Here is a 17,079-nt window from a genome sequence, read left to right on the forward strand (position 1 = left end):
AATTTGTCATATATAAACCGTTCGTAAAACTAAACGTTTTTTTTTTTTTTTATTTTATTCTAAATAATACAAGCTTTTATAAGCTTTTATCAAAAGTCTTTTTATAAAAATTATTAGTTTTTCAAGTTTAGATAGATTGTTACATAGCGAGAAAGATTTTGATTACATTAAATACTTTGCTTTCGTTTAACTTGATGAAACAAAAATGCAATGTTAAAATAATAGCAAGATAATCAATTGAAAATTATATTCTTAAAACCCTCTTTTTAAATCAAGAGGTACAAATGAATAAAGAAAGTGAGGAATAAAATCCATGTACCATTCTAAGCATCAAAAAGGATATATAACCAGTCATCAAGTAAAAACAACTCGCTTTCGTACTTGGAAATCAGGAAAAAAATGGCTATATGGTGCCACAGCTCTATCACTCACGGTAACATCAATTCTTCCTGTTGGAAATTTAGCTTTTCTACCAAAAATTGAGAAAGCCCAAGCAGCAACGACTTCGTTGGGGACATTGGTAGCAGGACAAACTTATAATACAGGTGGTGGGACTTACAGCGGAACAGAGTTTGCCAATGCTAATAACTATACATTGTATGGAAGTCCTAAGCCTAGTGTAGCTGGAAATTGGCTTAATCTCGTATCAAATACGAAACCAAGTGTTGGAATTGGTATTTATAATGGTGCAGTTTCTACTGTTTCATCAGCGACAGCCTTTTCACTTTCAACAACTATTAAAGTTGACCCAGGAACAACCGGAAACTTTCAAAATACGGGTGATTCATTAGGAATTATCCTGACTGGTGTCTCTCAAAACCTCCTTCAAGCCAATGTTCAAAATGCAAATTCAACAGGGGCTGGTCTTGGCATCGAAGGTTTAGCAAACACCATCTTTATAGGGCGAGACCTTTATTCCAATTTATCCGCATCGACTTCTGGTTCAGTTGTTTTTAATGGCCCTGATGGGACTGTTTCTAATGGTTGGAGTGACGGAGGGGGAAACGTCATTGCAATACGTCAGACAGATTCCTCGGGACAATTAATCCAAGCAAATTATCCTAGTGGCACAACGAATAATAGCAATGGACAAGCTTGGATGCAAGCGGCAGATGATACAGCGGTCGGTACGATTGGCGCTGTTTCTGAACCAATCAAGATTTCTTGGGCACCGGATAATACGACAGCACCAGCAGGTTACACTCACGGAACTTTGACTTTTTCTTTAACCACTTCTAATAATTATGGCGGTGTAGCAGGTATTGGTGGTAGTCCAAAGACGTATACAATCTCTACTACGACTAATCTGCCCAATGCACTTACAGTTGGTTTTGTTGCATCTACAGGAGGAAATACTGGAAACTTATCCGTTTCTTTGAATGGAGCGACAATCACTGGTACTAAAGGGACTGCGAATGTTCCAGTTAATTATCTGAATAAGCTCACGAATCAGCCAATTTCTAATATGACAGCAAGTACGATTAATGCTAATGTCGGTGATACCATCGGAGCTATTCTTCCTGGAGCTACCACTAATCCAGCAGACACTTATGATTACACAATTCCAGCAGCACCTAATGGTTATCAAACCGTGTCAAGTACTACAACGAGTGTGAGTTCCCCTGTTACTGTTCAGAACTTTCTTGTAGGAACGATTAACCCAAATGCAATAAATGTGAGCTATACACCCAGTCAGCAAACCGTTTCATTCAACTGGGCGAAAGCTTCGGGAACAACACTTGCAATTCTTCCAACCAATCTTGCATACGGTGCAGCAGGAACAGGTGTAACAACGGATACATCGGTTGTAACCGACAATCCATTCTCAAACACGACTTCGCTATCCAATTATGCAACAACTCTTACAAACGCCGTCCCTGCAGGCTACAATATCACATCAATTAGCAACGGGACTGCAACCTATATAGGAGCGACAACAGCTGCAACACTAGCCGCTTTCACAGCTGCTAATCCGACGGTTTCAGCGACGAGTACCAACAATAATTATACTGTGACTTTAACAGCAAATCCTGCCAATATTGCAGGGAGCTTTACTTTTGTTGATGGGACACCTGGTTTTACCAATACAGCTGGAATTGCTGGACCAACAGGAAATCTGACTTTGAATGGCACAGGGACGACAGCGACAGTTACGGCAAATGTTGGGGATATCATTACGATTGCCAGAGGAACAAGTTTATCCACCACTGCGGGTGCAAATGTGCTTACCTCTTCGGTGACAATTAAGTCAACAACAAATACAAATCCTCTTACATATACAGCGCCATCAGGATACTATATTGTGGGTTATAGCTATGCAGGACAGATTCCTCAAGCTTTTACATCTTATAGCTCTGGAGGAGCTACTTTTACCGCTACTAGCCAAAGCAATAATACGATTCAGTTTTATCTAGCCCCTTTTTCAGGAGCTCACTATAAATCTGATGGAACACTTGATTTAACTCCTTCAACAACTGCTTATACTGATAGTATTTGGAAAATGTCAAATGCAGCAGGGACGACATCGACAAATGGTGTAGTTGCGACAAATGCTGCTCAACCAAAGGTATTATTGGAAACGACGACAGCGACTGGAACAACAACTTTGGGAGTCACAAGCGGTTCGAATACCTATAAGATGTACACGGGAACCGGATTAACGACAACCGCTCCGACATCAAATACGGTGAACGCTCCGACACAATTTATTGCTTCCCAAGGACAAGCATACTCTAGCATGCAGGGAGTCAGTGGAACCAACAAGTTTCCAACTACAAATGCGACACTTGCTATTCCGGGATATAAAATTGTAAGTGTTCGTCATAGTAATAATACGGGCGATATTAGTCAAACAACCGGAATTACAACATCGGGAATGACCGCGACGACAAACTTTAGCTCAATGGAAGTGGCTCTTGCTGGAAATAACGCTTATTATAATTTTCCACCCAATGCAAATAATTTCACAACAAATACGACAACCAATGCATCAATAGACCAGTTTGTTGTTCTTTATCAGCCCATCCCCGCGACAGTTAATGTCAATAATTTGACCTACACAGTGGGGAATATGCCGAGTACGAATCCAAGTATTTCTGCGCTTTTGACAGCTGCCCTTCAATCAAGTTCGACCAATAGTGATGGTTCAGCTGCGGCAGCAATTAAAATGACGATTTCTAATCTTACTAACGTGGGAACGGGTGCTAATCTTCAAGCTAGTCAATTGTCTAGTCAGCCTGCGGGACTCTATCAGGTGACCTATCAATATACCGACCCAATCAATGGGACGCAAACAACAGCTCTTGCTTACGTTAATCTCATTAATGGAACGACAACAAGTGTACCACTTATTGGTTCTGCAAACTTGACGAATACACTCAATCTTGGTCTTAATGGTTCTCTTACACCAACTAGCGAAAGTGTAACGAATATCAGTTATACAGACTATGAAGGTAATAGTAAGACAGTTGATATTACAGCAAACGATATTGAACTTGATAATCAAGGAAATGTGACGATTGCTCAGGGAAAACTTCATCAAGGAATTTATACTATCAGTGTGACTTATAGTTATGCTAGTGGGGGCACGGCGACTGTATCAGATACAATTAATGTTGCAGAACCTTTTAGCTTACCCTTTACAGGTGGAGAAGGAATTGCTGGAGTCGTGAGCTTAGCTGCGCTTACTGGAATGGGAGGAGTCTTTCTTAGAAAACGTAAAAAGTCAGAAGAAGAGAGTCTTTTAAAAGTTGATAATTCAGTGGCATTACGAAAGACTGAGAGAAATAAATCAAAGACTTTTCAACAAAATCGGAGAACGCGACCTTATCAAAAACTATTTCACACAAAAAATCGTGCTCATCTGGCGCAGTTACAGCGAAAGGGGAAATCATGTTGAATAATAAAATAGGAGAAAATTCTACTTAATCAATTTTTAGACTTGAGAACAAAGTAGGATTAGCTTTAAAAAGAGTAAATCAATCAAATAAAAATGGAGAAAAACAAATGAAACTTAATTCACTTAATAAAAAAATTGCACTGGCAAGTATCAACATTCTTGCCCTTAGTACACTTGCTGGTTTTAGTGGACTATTAAATGTAAATGCCAAAACAACAAATGTCACCGACCAAGTGTCCAATGGTGAAGTGGCCATCTATGCCCAATCAGCAGCTGGGAATCAGAGTGCAACACAAAATAACGGAGCTGTAGATTCCGATGGAAATCCTGTCAATGATAGTGGGATTGCTAATAATCAAACGGGAGGACAAGCAGGAAATACTGAGAGTACCAAAAATGATGGTAGCCAACAAACAACTCTTGAAGGCTCAACTCCAAGCACAATGGCAAATGTGACCTTTTCAGCAACAAAATATGTAGGGACAGGTGTTCCGACTGGTGTGACTGATCCTTCATTTACAGATACAACTTCTGTGGCCCCAGTCACTACAGATGCATCTGGTCTTGCTGATTTCACTGGATTGACCGATGGTTATTATCTGTTTCATCAAGTGACAACAGTCAATGGGATTACAACTGTTGGAGATTTTATCGTCCAAGTCAGCCACGAAGATAGCCAAGCGGGTATTGTTAACGTTTATCCAAAACTAGATATGTCAAGTTCAGCAGGTTTAGGAACGAGTGCGACAACAAATGCGGATGATAATTTCAATGGTCAAACACCAAATCAAATTGCTAATCCAAATGTGACGGGAAATTCTGACCAAACGCTCACAAATGTGGATGGTAATGCTGGTAACGAAAATCTGGCTAATGGAATATGGACGAATGGGGCTGATAATCAAAATACGACAACTGCGGCAGCTGGAAATACAGTGAATTGGAATGTGAATACAGTTTTTGATTCTTCACAAACGAACAACGGAAACGGGACTACAGGAGTTACAGGTACATATATTGTTACCGACCAATTGCCTAATAATCTGGTCAACAGCTCGACAGTAATAGCAAGTACGGTGATTGTGAATGTTACAAATGGAAGTGGAACAAAAGTAGGTACCTTGACTCCGACAACTGACTATACAATCACAAACGATGGCAATGGAAAAATCGTGGTTACTTTGACAATGGCTGGTCAACAACACGCAGCAAGCTTGCTTGGCAACGCAGATGGTGCTTTGAATATTATCATTCCATCAACGGTTAAAAGCGCCATTGGTAGTGCGACAGATTCAGCCACCACGACAATCACTAACGCTTATGGAGCAGATCTTTCAACGACGACAGCAGTTAAATCAACACTTAATGTGGGTGGTGTGGCAATGACTAAAGAGGATGTGAATTCTAATGCTCCTTTAGCAGGTGCTACATTCACTGTTGTACGTGCTGATAATAAAGAGGATGCTCAAGCCTTTGTTGAAGCAAATGCTGCTTACTTTAATAACTCAGCAGCTGGTGGAACGGTCACAAGTCTTGCTGGGAGCAATGCAGGATTTGTAACTGGGGATACTGAGGGTAATGCAAATACAAGTGCGACCACTCCTGTCACATTTACAACTGGGCTTGATGGTACTGCAACTTTCAATGGTTTGAACTTGGTTGATGATAACACAAATGGCAGTAACACAACGAATTACTATCTTGTCGAAGTTGCCGCTCCAACAGGTTATCAACTTCCTAGTGTTACTACAGCAGCTAACCTGACTGGTGCCGTCACCGCAAGCACAGCACCAGCTGCTACTGATACTACAATTACCAATAATAAACCATTTGCATTACCATTTACAGGTGGACAAGGTTTAGCGGGAATCATTGCTATTGCAACTGTTTCAGGGGTGATTGCTTTTGCTATTAAACGTCGTAAAGATAACGAAGAAGAAGTTGTGAAATAAAAAACTTTATCTTTAATGGAAGTGGTAAACTATCCAAATTGATATTGTAGATTAGGAGGGGATGATGGCAAAGAAAAAACCAAAAACCTCCCGTAAAAAGGGCTTCAGTTTCCGAAATTTACTGAGTATTATTCTTGGGATAATTGCTATTGGATTGTTGTTCTACCCGATTGTTGTTAACTATTTGGCAGGACAGCAAAATATCAAATCTGTTCAGAAATACGATGAAAATCTTTCAAATATAGGAAGTGCTAAAGTAAAGGAATTGCTTAGTCAAGCACAGCTTTATAACGCACAACTTTACAATGAATATATCTATGATGCAAGTCAGCATATTGCTTGGAATAAGCCAATTCCTAACTATAACAATGTCTTAAAAATTGATTCTACGGGAATGATGGGGTTCATCACGATTCCTCAGATTAAAGTTAATGATATTCCAATCTATCATGGAGATTCTGAAAAAATTTTGGGACTGGGGGTTGGACATGTGCCTCAATCCTCTTTGCCAATTGGAGGAATCAATAGTCATGCTGTCTTACCTGCTCATTCTGGGCGAGTGAATGATACTTTATTTACTAATCTAGATAAACTCAAAAATGGTGATATCTTTTATCTTCATGTTTTGAATCTCACTCTAAAGTACAAGATTAATGACATTCGCATCGTTGCTCCCAATCAAGTTTCATCTTTGAGTATTGAAAAAGGACGAGATTTGGTGACTTTAGTCACTTGTTATCCAACAGGAATTAATAACAAAAGATTACTAGTTACTGGTGAAAGAACAGCATTATCAAAGGTTACGCCACAAGAAGATATTCAACGCAATCAGTTTGGTTATAATTTTTGGGTGATGTTTGGGTCTGCTTTCTTAATGTTTCTTGGATTAGTCTATCTTTTATGGTTACTCTTTGGGAGAAAGCGGAACTTATATCATGTTGCTGCTAGAAAAATTGAAAAACCTGTTCTTTCTGATGGACAATTGGTAGGAGATTTTGGTGAAGGTTTTTATTTAACTGATTCTAAGAAACTAGCGTTTCAGTGGTTAGATGAATTTGCTCAAAAAGAAAAGCTGAACTCAGAAGAGCTTTTCTTAAATGTTTATCGATTAAAAAGAATTAAAAAGTTGTCCCGCTGGATATTTAAAGATAAAACGGAAAACTGGCAAAATTATATTAATGAGAAACAAGGTTATGGTGATGAAAAACATGCGCTTGTCGTAGGCCCTGCTTTTACTAGTGATAAGAAAATAATGCAGTATGTTTTGAAAACAGAAGAAGCATTGGGATATATAAAGTATATTAAATGCTTGAATATTAATAAATTAAAGAAAGGGGGAGGGATAATTGACAAAAAGTAGCAAGTTAATGGGGTTCTTAATAGTCACTTTGCTTTTGTTTTTGGGACTTGTCAGTCAAAAAGTTTTTGCTGATAGTCGCTTAATTATTGTAAAATATGGGCTAAGCCCTGGAGCGACAGGCTTTAGCGAGAATCAGACGACAAATGATGGACTACAGATTAATAACCTCCCCTTGGATAATTTAGGAAACGAACTGTCAGTTCTTTCTGGAATTCATTATTTAGTTTATGAAATTTCACCTACCGGGGATGGTTCAGAACTTAAGGCAACAAATCCACCGCCATCAAGTTATACAGTTTTAAAAGAGGTTGCTGATTTGGCGACTGACTCTAATGGAGTAGCTAGTTTATCTGTGTCTGATGGTTATTATTTGATTGAAGAACAAACTAACCCTCAGAAAGGTTTGCTGAAAGCAGCTTTACCTTTGGTAATCAAGGCTCCAGTTTCAGGATTAAATGAGGTTTATATTTATCCTAAATCTAGTGTTGATAAGGAAAAAACCGGACCTCCAAACAAACCTAAGCCTGCTCCTAAACCAATTGAAGTTCCTAAAGCTCCTAAAAGTAAGGATGATTCATCAAAAAAAGTTTTTGGATTATTACCAAAAACTGGTGTAGCTAGTCCTCTTTTATTAACTTCTTATGGTTTTGTCTTATTTCTGATGATTATCTGCTTAAAAAAACGCAGAAAAAAAGAAGAAGAAGTTAAATAAAATGATTAAATTTAGCTAAATAAATAAGGTTGGACAATTAAGTGTTCAACCTTTTTTATTTAGGAGTTTTTTAATAGCCAAGAATGATTTTGGCAATGATTGGAGCAAATATCACATACATAATACCAGTCACTCCGATACTAAGAGCTGCCATTGCACCTTGGGTTTTTCCAAGTTCAATCGCTGTTCCGGTTCCGACAGCATGTCCAGTTCCTCCGAGGGCAATCCCTTGAGCAACTGGGTCAGTAATTCTAAAGAGTTTTAAAAGAGGGCCACCTAGCACGCTTGTGAGGATTCCTGTAGCAACAACGACAACAACGGTAATTTGTTCAACACCATGCATTTTATCTGAAATTCCCATAGCCATTGCAGTGGTTACTGATTTAGGGAAAATTGAAAGAGAAGCGAGTTTACTAAGGCTGAAAAACTTAGCACAAAGGGCGGTGAAAATACAGTTGACTAGAGCCGCAATAGCAATTGAGCTAACAATTGAGCGCGCGTGATGCTTCATCAAGTGGAAAGTTTTATAGAGCGGAATTCCGAGAGCAACGGTACTAGGTCCAATAAGATCATTGATAATTGAACCTCCGATATAATAGTTTTTATAAGGGATATGAGCTAGTGAGAGAATTAGGATTATTACGACAGTCGCAAAGAGAAGTGGATTTGTCCAAGGTTTACGAAAGTTTTCATTAATTCGTACTCCAATCATAAAGACAAGAACGGTAAGGACAAAGCCAAAGAGAGGGTCGGTAGTGATAATATTCATGATTTTATATGCTCCAAATTATTGGTCTTCAGTGGAAGAAGTGACGGTAGTATCTGGGTTTAAAGCGACATAATCGCCTTCAAATTTAACTTTAATCCATTCAACTAATTTTCCTAAGATGAGCATATTTATAATGAGTGCTCCAACAACAATCAAGAGGATTTGTGCCCAAAAGTGGCTAATCAAATTCCATTTGGCCATAATTCCAACACCGGCTGGCAAAAATAAAATGGTCATATTATTGATAAGAAAGCTGCCGGCTTCATCAACATGACGAAATTCAAGAATTTTGAATTGTAATGCGAGGAAAAGTAGTATCATTCCTAGAATAGAGCCTGGAACTGGTAAACGAAAGACGTTTGAAATGACATTTCCAATAAAAGAAAAGCCAAAAATGATTAATAATTGCAGGTAAATTTTCATATTTGTTAACTCCCTAAGTTAATTACGGATAATTTTTACAACAATTTTTATTGTACTCTTCGAGATAGGCTTTTTCAAGGAAAAACTGGCTTTAGACTAATGAAAATGGCTTAATAAAAAATTTAAAATGTGTGCTTGACTTTTACTTGAAACGTGCTATAATAAGTATAAATAAACTATTAGAAAGGAGCGTTCGTAAGGGCGCTCCTTCTCTTGTGTTTTTAAAATAGAAGTTGACTTTAACTTTGTATTTTATGAAAGGAGAATTGCCTATGAATGATGTTGTTAAAATTGTAGAAGATTTCATTAGACCTCATATTCCTCAACCTTTTGAACTGTTTGCAGTTGAATGGGAAAAATTTGGTGGAGATATGATGCTTTCAATTCTGGTGGATAAAGAAGGCGGAATCGAAATTGATGAGACGGCTGAGTTGAGTGAAATCATTTCACCTTTGCTTGATACCATTAGTCCAGACCCGTTTCCAACAGAAGGTTATCTACTAGAGGTTGCAAGTCCAGGAGCTGAACGTCCTTTGCGTAAAGCTGAGCATTTTGCAGGTGCAGTTGGTGAGTATATTTTCGTTAAACTTTATCAAAAAATCAATAATGAAAAAGAAATTACTGGTGATTTGGTAAGCTTTGATGGAGAAACTTTAGTGGTAGATGTCTTGGATAAGACCCGTCATAAAAATATTGAAATTCCTTTATCTGCTGTTGCAAAAGCACAAACGATGATTAAATTTTAAAGATATGACAGGATTTATTGATTTTTCTAAAGAGAATCAATAATTAGAAGCTGAGTTCGATTTCCTTGAGTTAGGCGAAATGTAAAACTTCCTTGATTCAAGGTAGTCGAACTTAGCTTATATTAAAAATGAAATTTTCTTATAAAAAGAAAGAGAGAAAAAAATGAGCAAAGAAATGCTGAACGCCTTTGCAATGTTAGAAGAGCAAAAAGGAATCAAATCTGAGATTGTTATTGAAGCGATTGAGCAAGCTATCACAGCAGCTTATAAGCGTCAATATGGTCAAGCACAAAATGTTAAAGTTATCTTTGACGAAAAGAAAGGAAACTTCAATGTTTATTCGACTCGTGAAGTCGTGGATGAAGTTTTCGACAGTCGTCTTGAAATTTCACTTGAGGATGCGCATGAATTAAATCCTCACTATGAAATTGGCGACAAAATTATGTTTGAAGAAAAACCAAAAGATTTTGCTCGTACTGCTGCTGGAGCTGCTAAACAAGTTATCATGCAAAAAATGCGTGAAGAAGAACGCACAATTATTTATAACGAATATAGCCGTTACAAAGATGAAATCATCCAAGGAACTGTTGAAAAAGTTGATGCTCGTGCCGTTTATGTAAATCTTGGCCGTGTTGATGCGCTTTTGACTAAGAAAGACCAAATTCCACAAGAAAACTTCCATGTGGGAGATCGTGTGAAAGTTTATGTTACTGATGTTGTCTTGACTCCAAAAGGAACTCGTGTCTTCATTTCACGTACTGCGCCTGATATGCTCAAACGTATGTTTGAAAAAGAAATTCCTGAAGTTTTTGATGGAACTGTTGAAATCAAATCAATTGCTCGTGATGCTGGTGACCGTGCTAAAGTCATCGTTCAAAGTCATGATGAAAATGTTGATGCAATTGGTACAATGGTTGGGGCTAAAGGTTCACGTATCCAAGGAATCATTCGCGAGCTTGCGGGTGAAAAAATGGATATCATTGAATGGTCAGAAGATAAAGCAACACTTGTTGCCAATGCTTTAAAACCTGCTCGTATTGAACAAGTTTTGATTACTGCTGATGGTTCAAGTTTAGCAGTTGTTGCGCGTGACCAATTGTCACTTGCCATTGGTAAACGTGGTCAAAATGTTCGTCTTGCTGCACACGTTACAAACAGTAAAATTGATATTAAAGCGGCTGATGAATTCAATCTGGATGATTATGAATTCGTGGGTGAAGATGGGGAAGAAATTCCAACAACTGAAGTTGACGAAACTCTTGTAGTTGAAGAAGTTGTTGAAACACCTGAAGTTAGCGAAAGTGAAGAATAAATTTTAAAAGCTTGAAAATTTACTGACAGAAAATAATATTTTAGAAAAAGCATAAAGGTGCTGAAAATTTCTTTTTTATAGGTCTGTCAGTAAAATGGCTGATATTCTAGTGGTCAAGAAATTGGCTGTCAGTCATTTTTTCAACAGAAATTTTGAGGATTTTCGATGAAACAGAAAAAAACTCCAATGAGAAAATCTTTAGTCTCGAATGAACAATTTCCCAAAAAGGATTTGTTACGGATTGCTTATAATAAAGAGGGAGAAATTTCAATTGACCCTTCTGGTAAAGCACATGGACGCGGAGCTTATATTGCTATTTTGAATAAAGAAGCAAGAGAAGCTAAGAAAAAACGTGTTTTTGACCGAGCTTTTCAAACTAAAATTGCTGATGAGTTCTATGATGAGTTAATCACTTATGTTGAACACCTTGTTGCTCGACGAGAACTTGAATCTGCAACCTATTCCGCTGATTTAGCGCCGGACTACGACTAAAGATGGATAAAAAACAACAAATTTCAAATTTACTAGGAATTGCAAAACGAGCTGGAAAAATTATTAGTGGTGAAGAATTGGTGATTAAATCAATTCAAAGCAGTAAAGCTACATTAGTTTTTCTTGCCAATGATGCCGCAGCAAATTTGAGTAAAAGAATTACTGATAAATCAAATTATTATGAGATTGCTGTCTCAACACTCTTTACAGAAATAGAATTATCGCACGCCATAGGACAAAATCGCAAGGTTATTGCACTTGTGGACGATGGATTTGCAAAGAAAATGGAGAGCCTCATGAACAATTGATGATATAAGGAGGACAAAGATTGTCTGATAAAAAACGTATAAACCAAATTGCTAAGGAAACTGGATTAACAAATGCTGAACTTGTTTCGGCAGCACAAACTCTCGGTTTTGAAGTGAAATCACATTCAAGTTCTGTAACAGCAGAACAAGCAGAAAAAATCATTCAAAGTGCAAAAACAGGCACTGACCAAACTGCTAAAGTTGCTGAAAAGTCTGTTAAAAAAAGTCAACCAAAAGCTGATGAGGCAGCAAAGAAAAACAAGGAAGACCATCCACGCACTTTTGCTGGAAAAACAGTTGTTGAGGACCCAGCCATTTTAGCAAGAATTAAAGCTAAAGAAGAAGCTGAAAAAGCAGCAAAAGTAGAAGTTGGATCAACTGAACATCCTGTTGTTACAGAAAAACCTAAAGCTAGTGAACCAGTTAAAAAAGCTGAACCAAAAGTTGAAGCTAAATCTGAGCCAAAAGTTGAAAAAGTAGAAACAAAAGATAACACAGCAACGTCAAAAGCTGAAGTAAAACCAGAAAATGTTGCTGATAAAAAAGAACCAGTTGTTACTGAAGAGAAGAAAAAATCATTGACTCAAAAACCAAGAATTCAAATCAAAGTTATTAAACGTGCCGAAGATATCAAAAAAGAACAAGCGGCAGCTCGTCCTGAAAAGAAAAAATTCGACAAAAATCGTAATGACCGAAATAATCGTAATGATAATCGCCGTCCTAACCAAAATGGAAATGGTCAAGGTGGAAACCATTATGATAAGAACCGTTCATCTGGTCAAGGACAAAATCAAGGTCAAAAACGTGACAAATTCGCTTCATCAGGTAGTGCACCAGCAACAGATTCGTTTACACCAGCTACTTCTGGTAAAACAAACCGTCGTGACCGTGACCGTAAAAAATCTGATAATAACCGCGATAATACAAAAGATGGTAACCGTAAAGGTGGTCCACTTCGCGTAAATGATAATCGTAATCAAGTTCGTAATGCGCGTAACTCAAACTGGAATCAAAAAGGTGGTCGTGGTCGTCACCAAAACAACCAATCTTCAAGTGTTCCAGCAACTCAACGTAAATTCCATGAATTACCAGAAAGTCTTGAATATGAAGTAGGAATGAATGTTCAAGATATTGCTAAATCAATTAAACGCGAACCAGCTGAAATTATCAAAAAACTCTTCATGATGGGAACAATGGTCAACCAAAACCAATCACTTGATGAAGATACAATTGAGTTGATTCTCATGGATTATGGTGTAACACCAGTCAAAAAAGTTGAAGAAGACAAATCAGATATTGAACGTTTGTTTGTTGAAGATGGCTATCTTAAAGAAGAAAACATGGTTGAACGTCCAGCCGTTGTAACAATTATGGGACACGTTGACCATGGTAAAACAACCTTGCTTGACCGTTTCCGCGAATCTCGTGTGACTGAGGGTGAAGCAGGTGGTATCACTCAACATATTGGTGCTTACCAAATTAAATCGAATGGTAAGAAAATTACTTTCCTTGATACACCAGGTCACGAAGCCTTCACTTCTATGCGTGCTCGTGGTGCTTCTGTCACAGATATTACAATCCTTGTAGTTGCTGCTGATGATGGTGTAATGCCACAAACAATTGAAGCAATCAATCACTCTAAAGCCGCTGGGGTGCCAATTATTGTTGCAATCAACAAAATTGATAAACCAGGTGCCAACCCACAACGTGTAACACAAGAATTGACTGAACATGGTGTATTCCCAGTCGCTTGGGATCCAGAAAATGGTTCAGAATTCGTTGAAATTTCGGCTAAATTTAACCAAAATCTTGATGAATTGTTAGATACAGTTCTTCTTGTGGCAGAAGTGCAAGAACTTAAGGCTGACCCAACTGTTCGTGCCATTGGTACTGTTGTTGAAGCGCGTCTTGACCAAGGTAAAGGGGCAATTGCAACTCTCTTGGTACAACAAGGAACACTTCATGTTCAAGATCCAATTGTTGTCGGAAACACCTATGGTCGTGTTCGTACAATGACAAATGACCTCGGACGTCGGATTAAAGAAGCTGGTCCATCAACTCCAATTGAATTAACTGGTCTTTCTGACGTACCACAAGCTGGTGACCACTTCGCAGTATTTGAAGATGAAAAAGCAGCTCGTGCGGCTGGGGAAGAACGTGCTAAACGTGCTCAATTGATCAAACGTCAAAATACACGCCGTGTTAACTTGGACAATCTCTTTGATACTCTTAAAGAAGGTCAAACTAAATCTGTTAACATTATCATCAAAGCTGATGTACAAGGTTCTGCAGAAGCGCTTGCTGCTTCACTTCAAAAAATTGAAGTTGAAGGTGTGAAAGTAGATATCGTCCATTCAGCTGTTGGGGCAATTTCAGAGTCTGATATTTCACTTGCCGCAGCATCAAATGCGATTATCATTGGTTTCAATGTTCGTCCAACTGGTCTTGCACGTGAACAAGCGGCTCAAGAAGAAGTTGATATTCGTTTGCACAGCATCATTTATAAAGTGATTGAAGAAGTTGAAACAGCAATGCGTGGAATGCTTGATCCTGAGTTCAAAGAAGAAATCATTGGTGAAGCAATTGTTCGCGAAACATTCAACGTTTCTAAAGTTGGTACAATTGCCGGATTTATGGTTATTCGTGGTAAAGTTGCCCGTGATGCTTCTGTCCGTGTCATTCGTGAAGGTGTCGTGATTCATGATGGAGCTATTGCCAGTCTTAAACATTTCAAAGATGACGTTAAAGAAGTCGGAAATGCTCAAGAAGGTGGTTTGATGGTTGAAGACTTCAACGATGTTGAAATTGATGATACATTTGAAGTTTACAAAATGGTTGAAATCGAACGTAAATAATAAGAGGTGAGCTCGACTGTCCAGAAGCTATGATAATTGCTACTTCGACTAGCTGCTTTAGCGGTTTAGCGAGAATGGACAGTGGAGATAGAAAATGTGGTTCTACGCGTAGTGTAGGTTCCATTTTGTCTATCTACGCCACAATGTGGCTACGCTGTCGATTCATTCTAAGCGACTAAAGTCGCAAGATGAATCGCATTTTCACAGACTTCTAAGAAGGTGAACTCAGTTAAATAAAAGGTGAGGGCGACTGGTTAAAAATGATAAATTTATTTAAGTTTATTATTTCTGGGAGCTTTTGCTCATTTTAAATGAAAATGTGGAAAAGTGATTTAAAAATCATTTATCTACATTTTAAACGAAAAAAATAGGAGGAGAAAATGGGAAATTCTTTTCGTAGCGACCGTGTCGCTGTAGAAATTCAACGCGAAATCAATGATATTTTACGAAATAAAGTACGTGATCCACGTGTTCAAGATGTAAATATCACTGATGTTCAATTGACAGGTGATTTGAGTCAAGCGACTGTTTATTATAGCCTCTTGTCAAATCTTGCCTCTGATAATGAAAAAGCCGCAACTGCTTTGAAAAAAGCAACCGGACTTTTCAAAAGTGAATTGGCAAAACGCATGACCATTTTCAAAATTCCAGATTTAACTTTTGCAAAAGATGAATCTGTTGAATATGGTTCAAAAATTGATGAGCTTCTTCGTGGGCTTAACAATAAATCAGAATATTAATTAAAAAAGTTACTGACGAAAAAATGAGTGTATTCTTTAGGTTGAATACATTCTGACAGTTCTGTCAGTAACTTTTTTTGTCATAAAAATACTGACAGAATTGTTCTAGATAAATTTTGTGATATAATAGACATTGTGAAATGAAAGCGAATAAAATCTGCTCATTTGGAGGAAATTATGAAAGAACCATTGTTTTTGAACTCAGTTTTGCAAGAAAAAATCTGGGGCGGCGACCATTTGAAAGAGTTTGGCTATGATTTGCCATCAGACAAAGTTGGTGAATATTGGGCTATTTCTGCTCATCCACATGGTGTGTCAACAATTGCTAATGGCGAATTTAAAGGTCAAAAACTTGACCAATTATACGCAAGTCACCGCGAATTGTTTGGTGATAGTAAAAAAGAAGTTTTTCCCTTATTAACTAAAATTTTAGATGCCAATGACTGGCTTTCTGTGCAAGTTCATCCAGATGATGAATATGGACAAAAACATGAAGGTGAACTTGGAAAAACTGAATGTTGGTACATTATTTCAGCTGAACCAGGTGCTGAAATTATCTATGGACATAATGCTAAATCACGTGAAGAATTAGCAGAAATGATTAAATCTGGTGATTGGGATCATTTGTTACGTAAGGTAAAAGTGAAAACAGGAGATTTCTTCCATGTTCCGTCAGGAACAATGCACGCAATCGGTGCTGGAATTGTTATTCTTGAAACACAACAATCTTCTGATACAACTTACCGTGTTTATGATTTCGACCGTAAAGATGATCAAGGAAATCTGCGTGAATTACATATTCAACAATCAATTGATGTATTGAATATTCCGGGCGACAAAGTTCCTGAAAATCAAGTTAAAACTGAAAAATTTGCTGATGCAGAAATTACAACTCTTGTCAAATCAGATTTCTTTGATATTTATAAATGGCAAATTCATGGTGACCATGAATTTACCAAAGTTGCAGATTACACTTTAGTTTCTGTACTTGATGGTCAAGGAAAATTAACAGTTGATGGAAATGAATATCCAGTTGAAAAAGGAGCTCATTTCATCTTACCAAGCAACATTGAAAAATGGAATTTATCTGGTCAATTAGAAATTATTGCCAGCAATCCTGCCTAATGAATTCAAAAGTTACTGATGAAAACTTTAAATTTTCTGTCAGTAACTTTTTTTGTTGAAATTATTTCTGTCAGTAGTTTGGGAAGGCAAATTTTACTGACAGAAACTGATATTTTTTATAAAAATTGAGCAATGATGACGTTTTCTAAAAATTATTACTTGCAAATCATTCTAAAAAATAATATAATTTGATACAGAAAACCATTTGCAATATAAAAACAAATTGAGTTCATCTTGCGAGAAAAAAATAGAATAATAAATCAGGGGATAAGTTGATGATGTTTTTTGCATCAGTTTATCCCCTATCTAAATGTTATAATAAAATTTCATAAGGGGTTTTATTGATTTCAATTTCTTTTTTTTCGTAATGTCTAAAGTCGGACTCAC

General features: G+C 37.5%; 13 protein-coding genes. 11 read left to right on the top strand and 2 right to left on the bottom strand.

Features of this window, described 5'->3' with window-relative positions; genetic code table 11:
• The first annotated feature begins 313 nt into the window (after positions 1 to 313).
• From ACRYLU_RS03900 to ACRYLU_RS03915, 4 genes are all read left to right on the top strand, one after another.
• On the top strand, positions 314 to 3,898 hold the full coding sequence (locus tag ACRYLU_RS03900) for a KxYKxGKxW signal peptide domain-containing protein (RefSeq protein ID WP_445081257.1): 3,585 nt from the start codon (positions 314 to 316) through the stop codon (positions 3,896 to 3,898).
• 107 nt (positions 3,899 to 4,005) lie between these two features.
• Positions 4,006 to 5,850, top strand: coding sequence for a SpaH/EbpB family LPXTG-anchored major pilin (locus ACRYLU_RS03905; protein ID WP_445081258.1), 1,845 nt, complete (start codon positions 4,006 to 4,008; stop codon positions 5,848 to 5,850).
• A gap of 64 nt (positions 5,851 to 5,914) precedes the next feature.
• The gene (locus ACRYLU_RS03910; protein WP_038599913.1) at positions 5,915 to 7,210 is read left to right on the top strand and encodes a class C sortase; all 1,296 of its coding nucleotides are present in this window, start codon (positions 5,915 to 5,917) and stop codon (positions 7,208 to 7,210) included.
• Positions 7,197 to 7,922: a pilin N-terminal domain-containing protein gene (locus ACRYLU_RS03915; protein WP_445081259.1), complete on the top strand. Its 726-nt coding sequence runs from the start codon at positions 7,197 to 7,199 to the stop codon at positions 7,920 to 7,922. The genes ACRYLU_RS03910 and ACRYLU_RS03915 overlap by 14 nt, the downstream gene beginning before the upstream one ends.
• A 70-nt stretch (positions 7,923 to 7,992) precedes the next feature.
• Here the strand turns inward: ACRYLU_RS03915 and ACRYLU_RS03920 are convergent, their stop codons facing one another.
• On the bottom strand, positions 7,993 to 8,691 hold the full coding sequence (locus ACRYLU_RS03920; RefSeq protein ID WP_003132485.1) for an LrgB family protein: 699 nt from the start codon (positions 8,689 to 8,691) through the stop codon (positions 7,993 to 7,995).
• A gap of 18 nt (positions 8,692 to 8,709) precedes the next feature.
• Positions 8,710 to 9,114 (bottom strand): CidA/LrgA family protein, encoded by a 405-nt coding sequence (locus ACRYLU_RS03925; protein WP_038599921.1) that lies wholly within the window; start codon positions 9,112 to 9,114, stop codon positions 8,710 to 8,712.
• A 272-nt stretch (positions 9,115 to 9,386) separates the two neighbouring features.
• Here ACRYLU_RS03925 and rimP point away from each other — a divergent pair, with 272 nt between their 5' ends.
• The 7 genes from rimP (at position 9,387) to manA (ending at position 16,692) form a co-directional block, all read left to right on the top strand.
• Positions 9,387 to 9,860: a ribosome maturation factor RimP gene (rimP, locus tag ACRYLU_RS03930; protein WP_445081260.1), complete on the top strand. Its 474-nt coding sequence runs from the start codon at positions 9,387 to 9,389 to the stop codon at positions 9,858 to 9,860.
• A gap of 163 nt (positions 9,861 to 10,023) precedes the next feature.
• The gene (gene nusA / locus ACRYLU_RS03935) at positions 10,024 to 11,172 is read left to right on the top strand and encodes a transcription termination factor NusA (RefSeq protein WP_015426082.1); all 1,149 of its coding nucleotides are present in this window, start codon (positions 10,024 to 10,026) and stop codon (positions 11,170 to 11,172) included.
• Positions 11,173 to 11,337: 165 nt separating this feature from the next.
• Positions 11,338 to 11,664: an RNase P modulator RnpM gene (gene rnpM / locus ACRYLU_RS03940; protein WP_003132489.1), complete on the top strand. Its 327-nt coding sequence runs from the start codon at positions 11,338 to 11,340 to the stop codon at positions 11,662 to 11,664.
• Positions 11,665 to 11,666: 2 nt separating this feature from the next.
• Positions 11,667 to 11,972, top strand: coding sequence for a YlxQ-related RNA-binding protein (locus ACRYLU_RS03945; protein WP_003132491.1), 306 nt, complete (start codon positions 11,667 to 11,669; stop codon positions 11,970 to 11,972).
• Positions 11,973 to 11,992: 20 nt separating this feature from the next.
• Positions 11,993 to 14,827, top strand: coding sequence for a translation initiation factor IF-2 (gene infB / locus ACRYLU_RS03950; RefSeq protein ID WP_445081261.1), 2,835 nt, complete (start codon positions 11,993 to 11,995; stop codon positions 14,825 to 14,827).
• A 380-nt stretch (positions 14,828 to 15,207) separates the two neighbouring features.
• On the top strand, positions 15,208 to 15,567 hold the full coding sequence (gene rbfA / locus ACRYLU_RS03955; protein WP_003132494.1) for a 30S ribosome-binding factor RbfA: 360 nt from the start codon (positions 15,208 to 15,210) through the stop codon (positions 15,565 to 15,567).
• A gap of 177 nt (positions 15,568 to 15,744) precedes the next feature.
• Entirely contained in the window at positions 15,745 to 16,692 is a 948-nt protein-coding gene (gene manA / locus ACRYLU_RS03960; protein ID WP_445081262.1) for a mannose-6-phosphate isomerase, class I, read from the top strand.
• Positions 16,693 to 17,079: the final 387 nt, after the last annotated feature.

This window comes from Lactococcus sp. KTH0-1S (genome assembly GCF_052544945.1).

Coding starts and splice junctions, on each gene's coding strand:
- ACRYLU_RS03900 (WP_445081257.1), top strand. CDS start 314: ATGTACCATTCTAAGCATCAAAAAGGATATATAACCAGTCATCAAGTA.
- ACRYLU_RS03905 (WP_445081258.1), top strand. CDS start 4,006: ATGAAACTTAATTCACTTAATAAAAAAATTGCACTGGCAAGTATCAAC.
- ACRYLU_RS03910 (WP_038599913.1), top strand. CDS start 5,915: ATGGCAAAGAAAAAACCAAAAACCTCCCGTAAAAAGGGCTTCAGTTTC.
- ACRYLU_RS03920 (WP_003132485.1), bottom strand. CDS start 8,691: ATGAATATTATCACTACCGACCCTCTCTTTGGCTTTGTCCTTACCGTT.
- ACRYLU_RS03925 (WP_038599921.1), bottom strand. CDS start 9,114: ATGAAAATTTACCTGCAATTATTAATCATTTTTGGCTTTTCTTTTATT.
- rimP (WP_445081260.1), top strand. CDS start 9,387: ATGAATGATGTTGTTAAAATTGTAGAAGATTTCATTAGACCTCATATT.
- nusA (WP_015426082.1), top strand. CDS start 10,024: ATGAGCAAAGAAATGCTGAACGCCTTTGCAATGTTAGAAGAGCAAAAA.
- rnpM (WP_003132489.1), top strand. CDS start 11,338: ATGAAACAGAAAAAAACTCCAATGAGAAAATCTTTAGTCTCGAATGAA.
- ACRYLU_RS03945 (WP_003132491.1), top strand. CDS start 11,667: ATGGATAAAAAACAACAAATTTCAAATTTACTAGGAATTGCAAAACGA.
- rbfA (WP_003132494.1), top strand. CDS start 15,208: ATGGGAAATTCTTTTCGTAGCGACCGTGTCGCTGTAGAAATTCAACGC.
- manA (WP_445081262.1), top strand. CDS start 15,745: ATGAAAGAACCATTGTTTTTGAACTCAGTTTTGCAAGAAAAAATCTGG.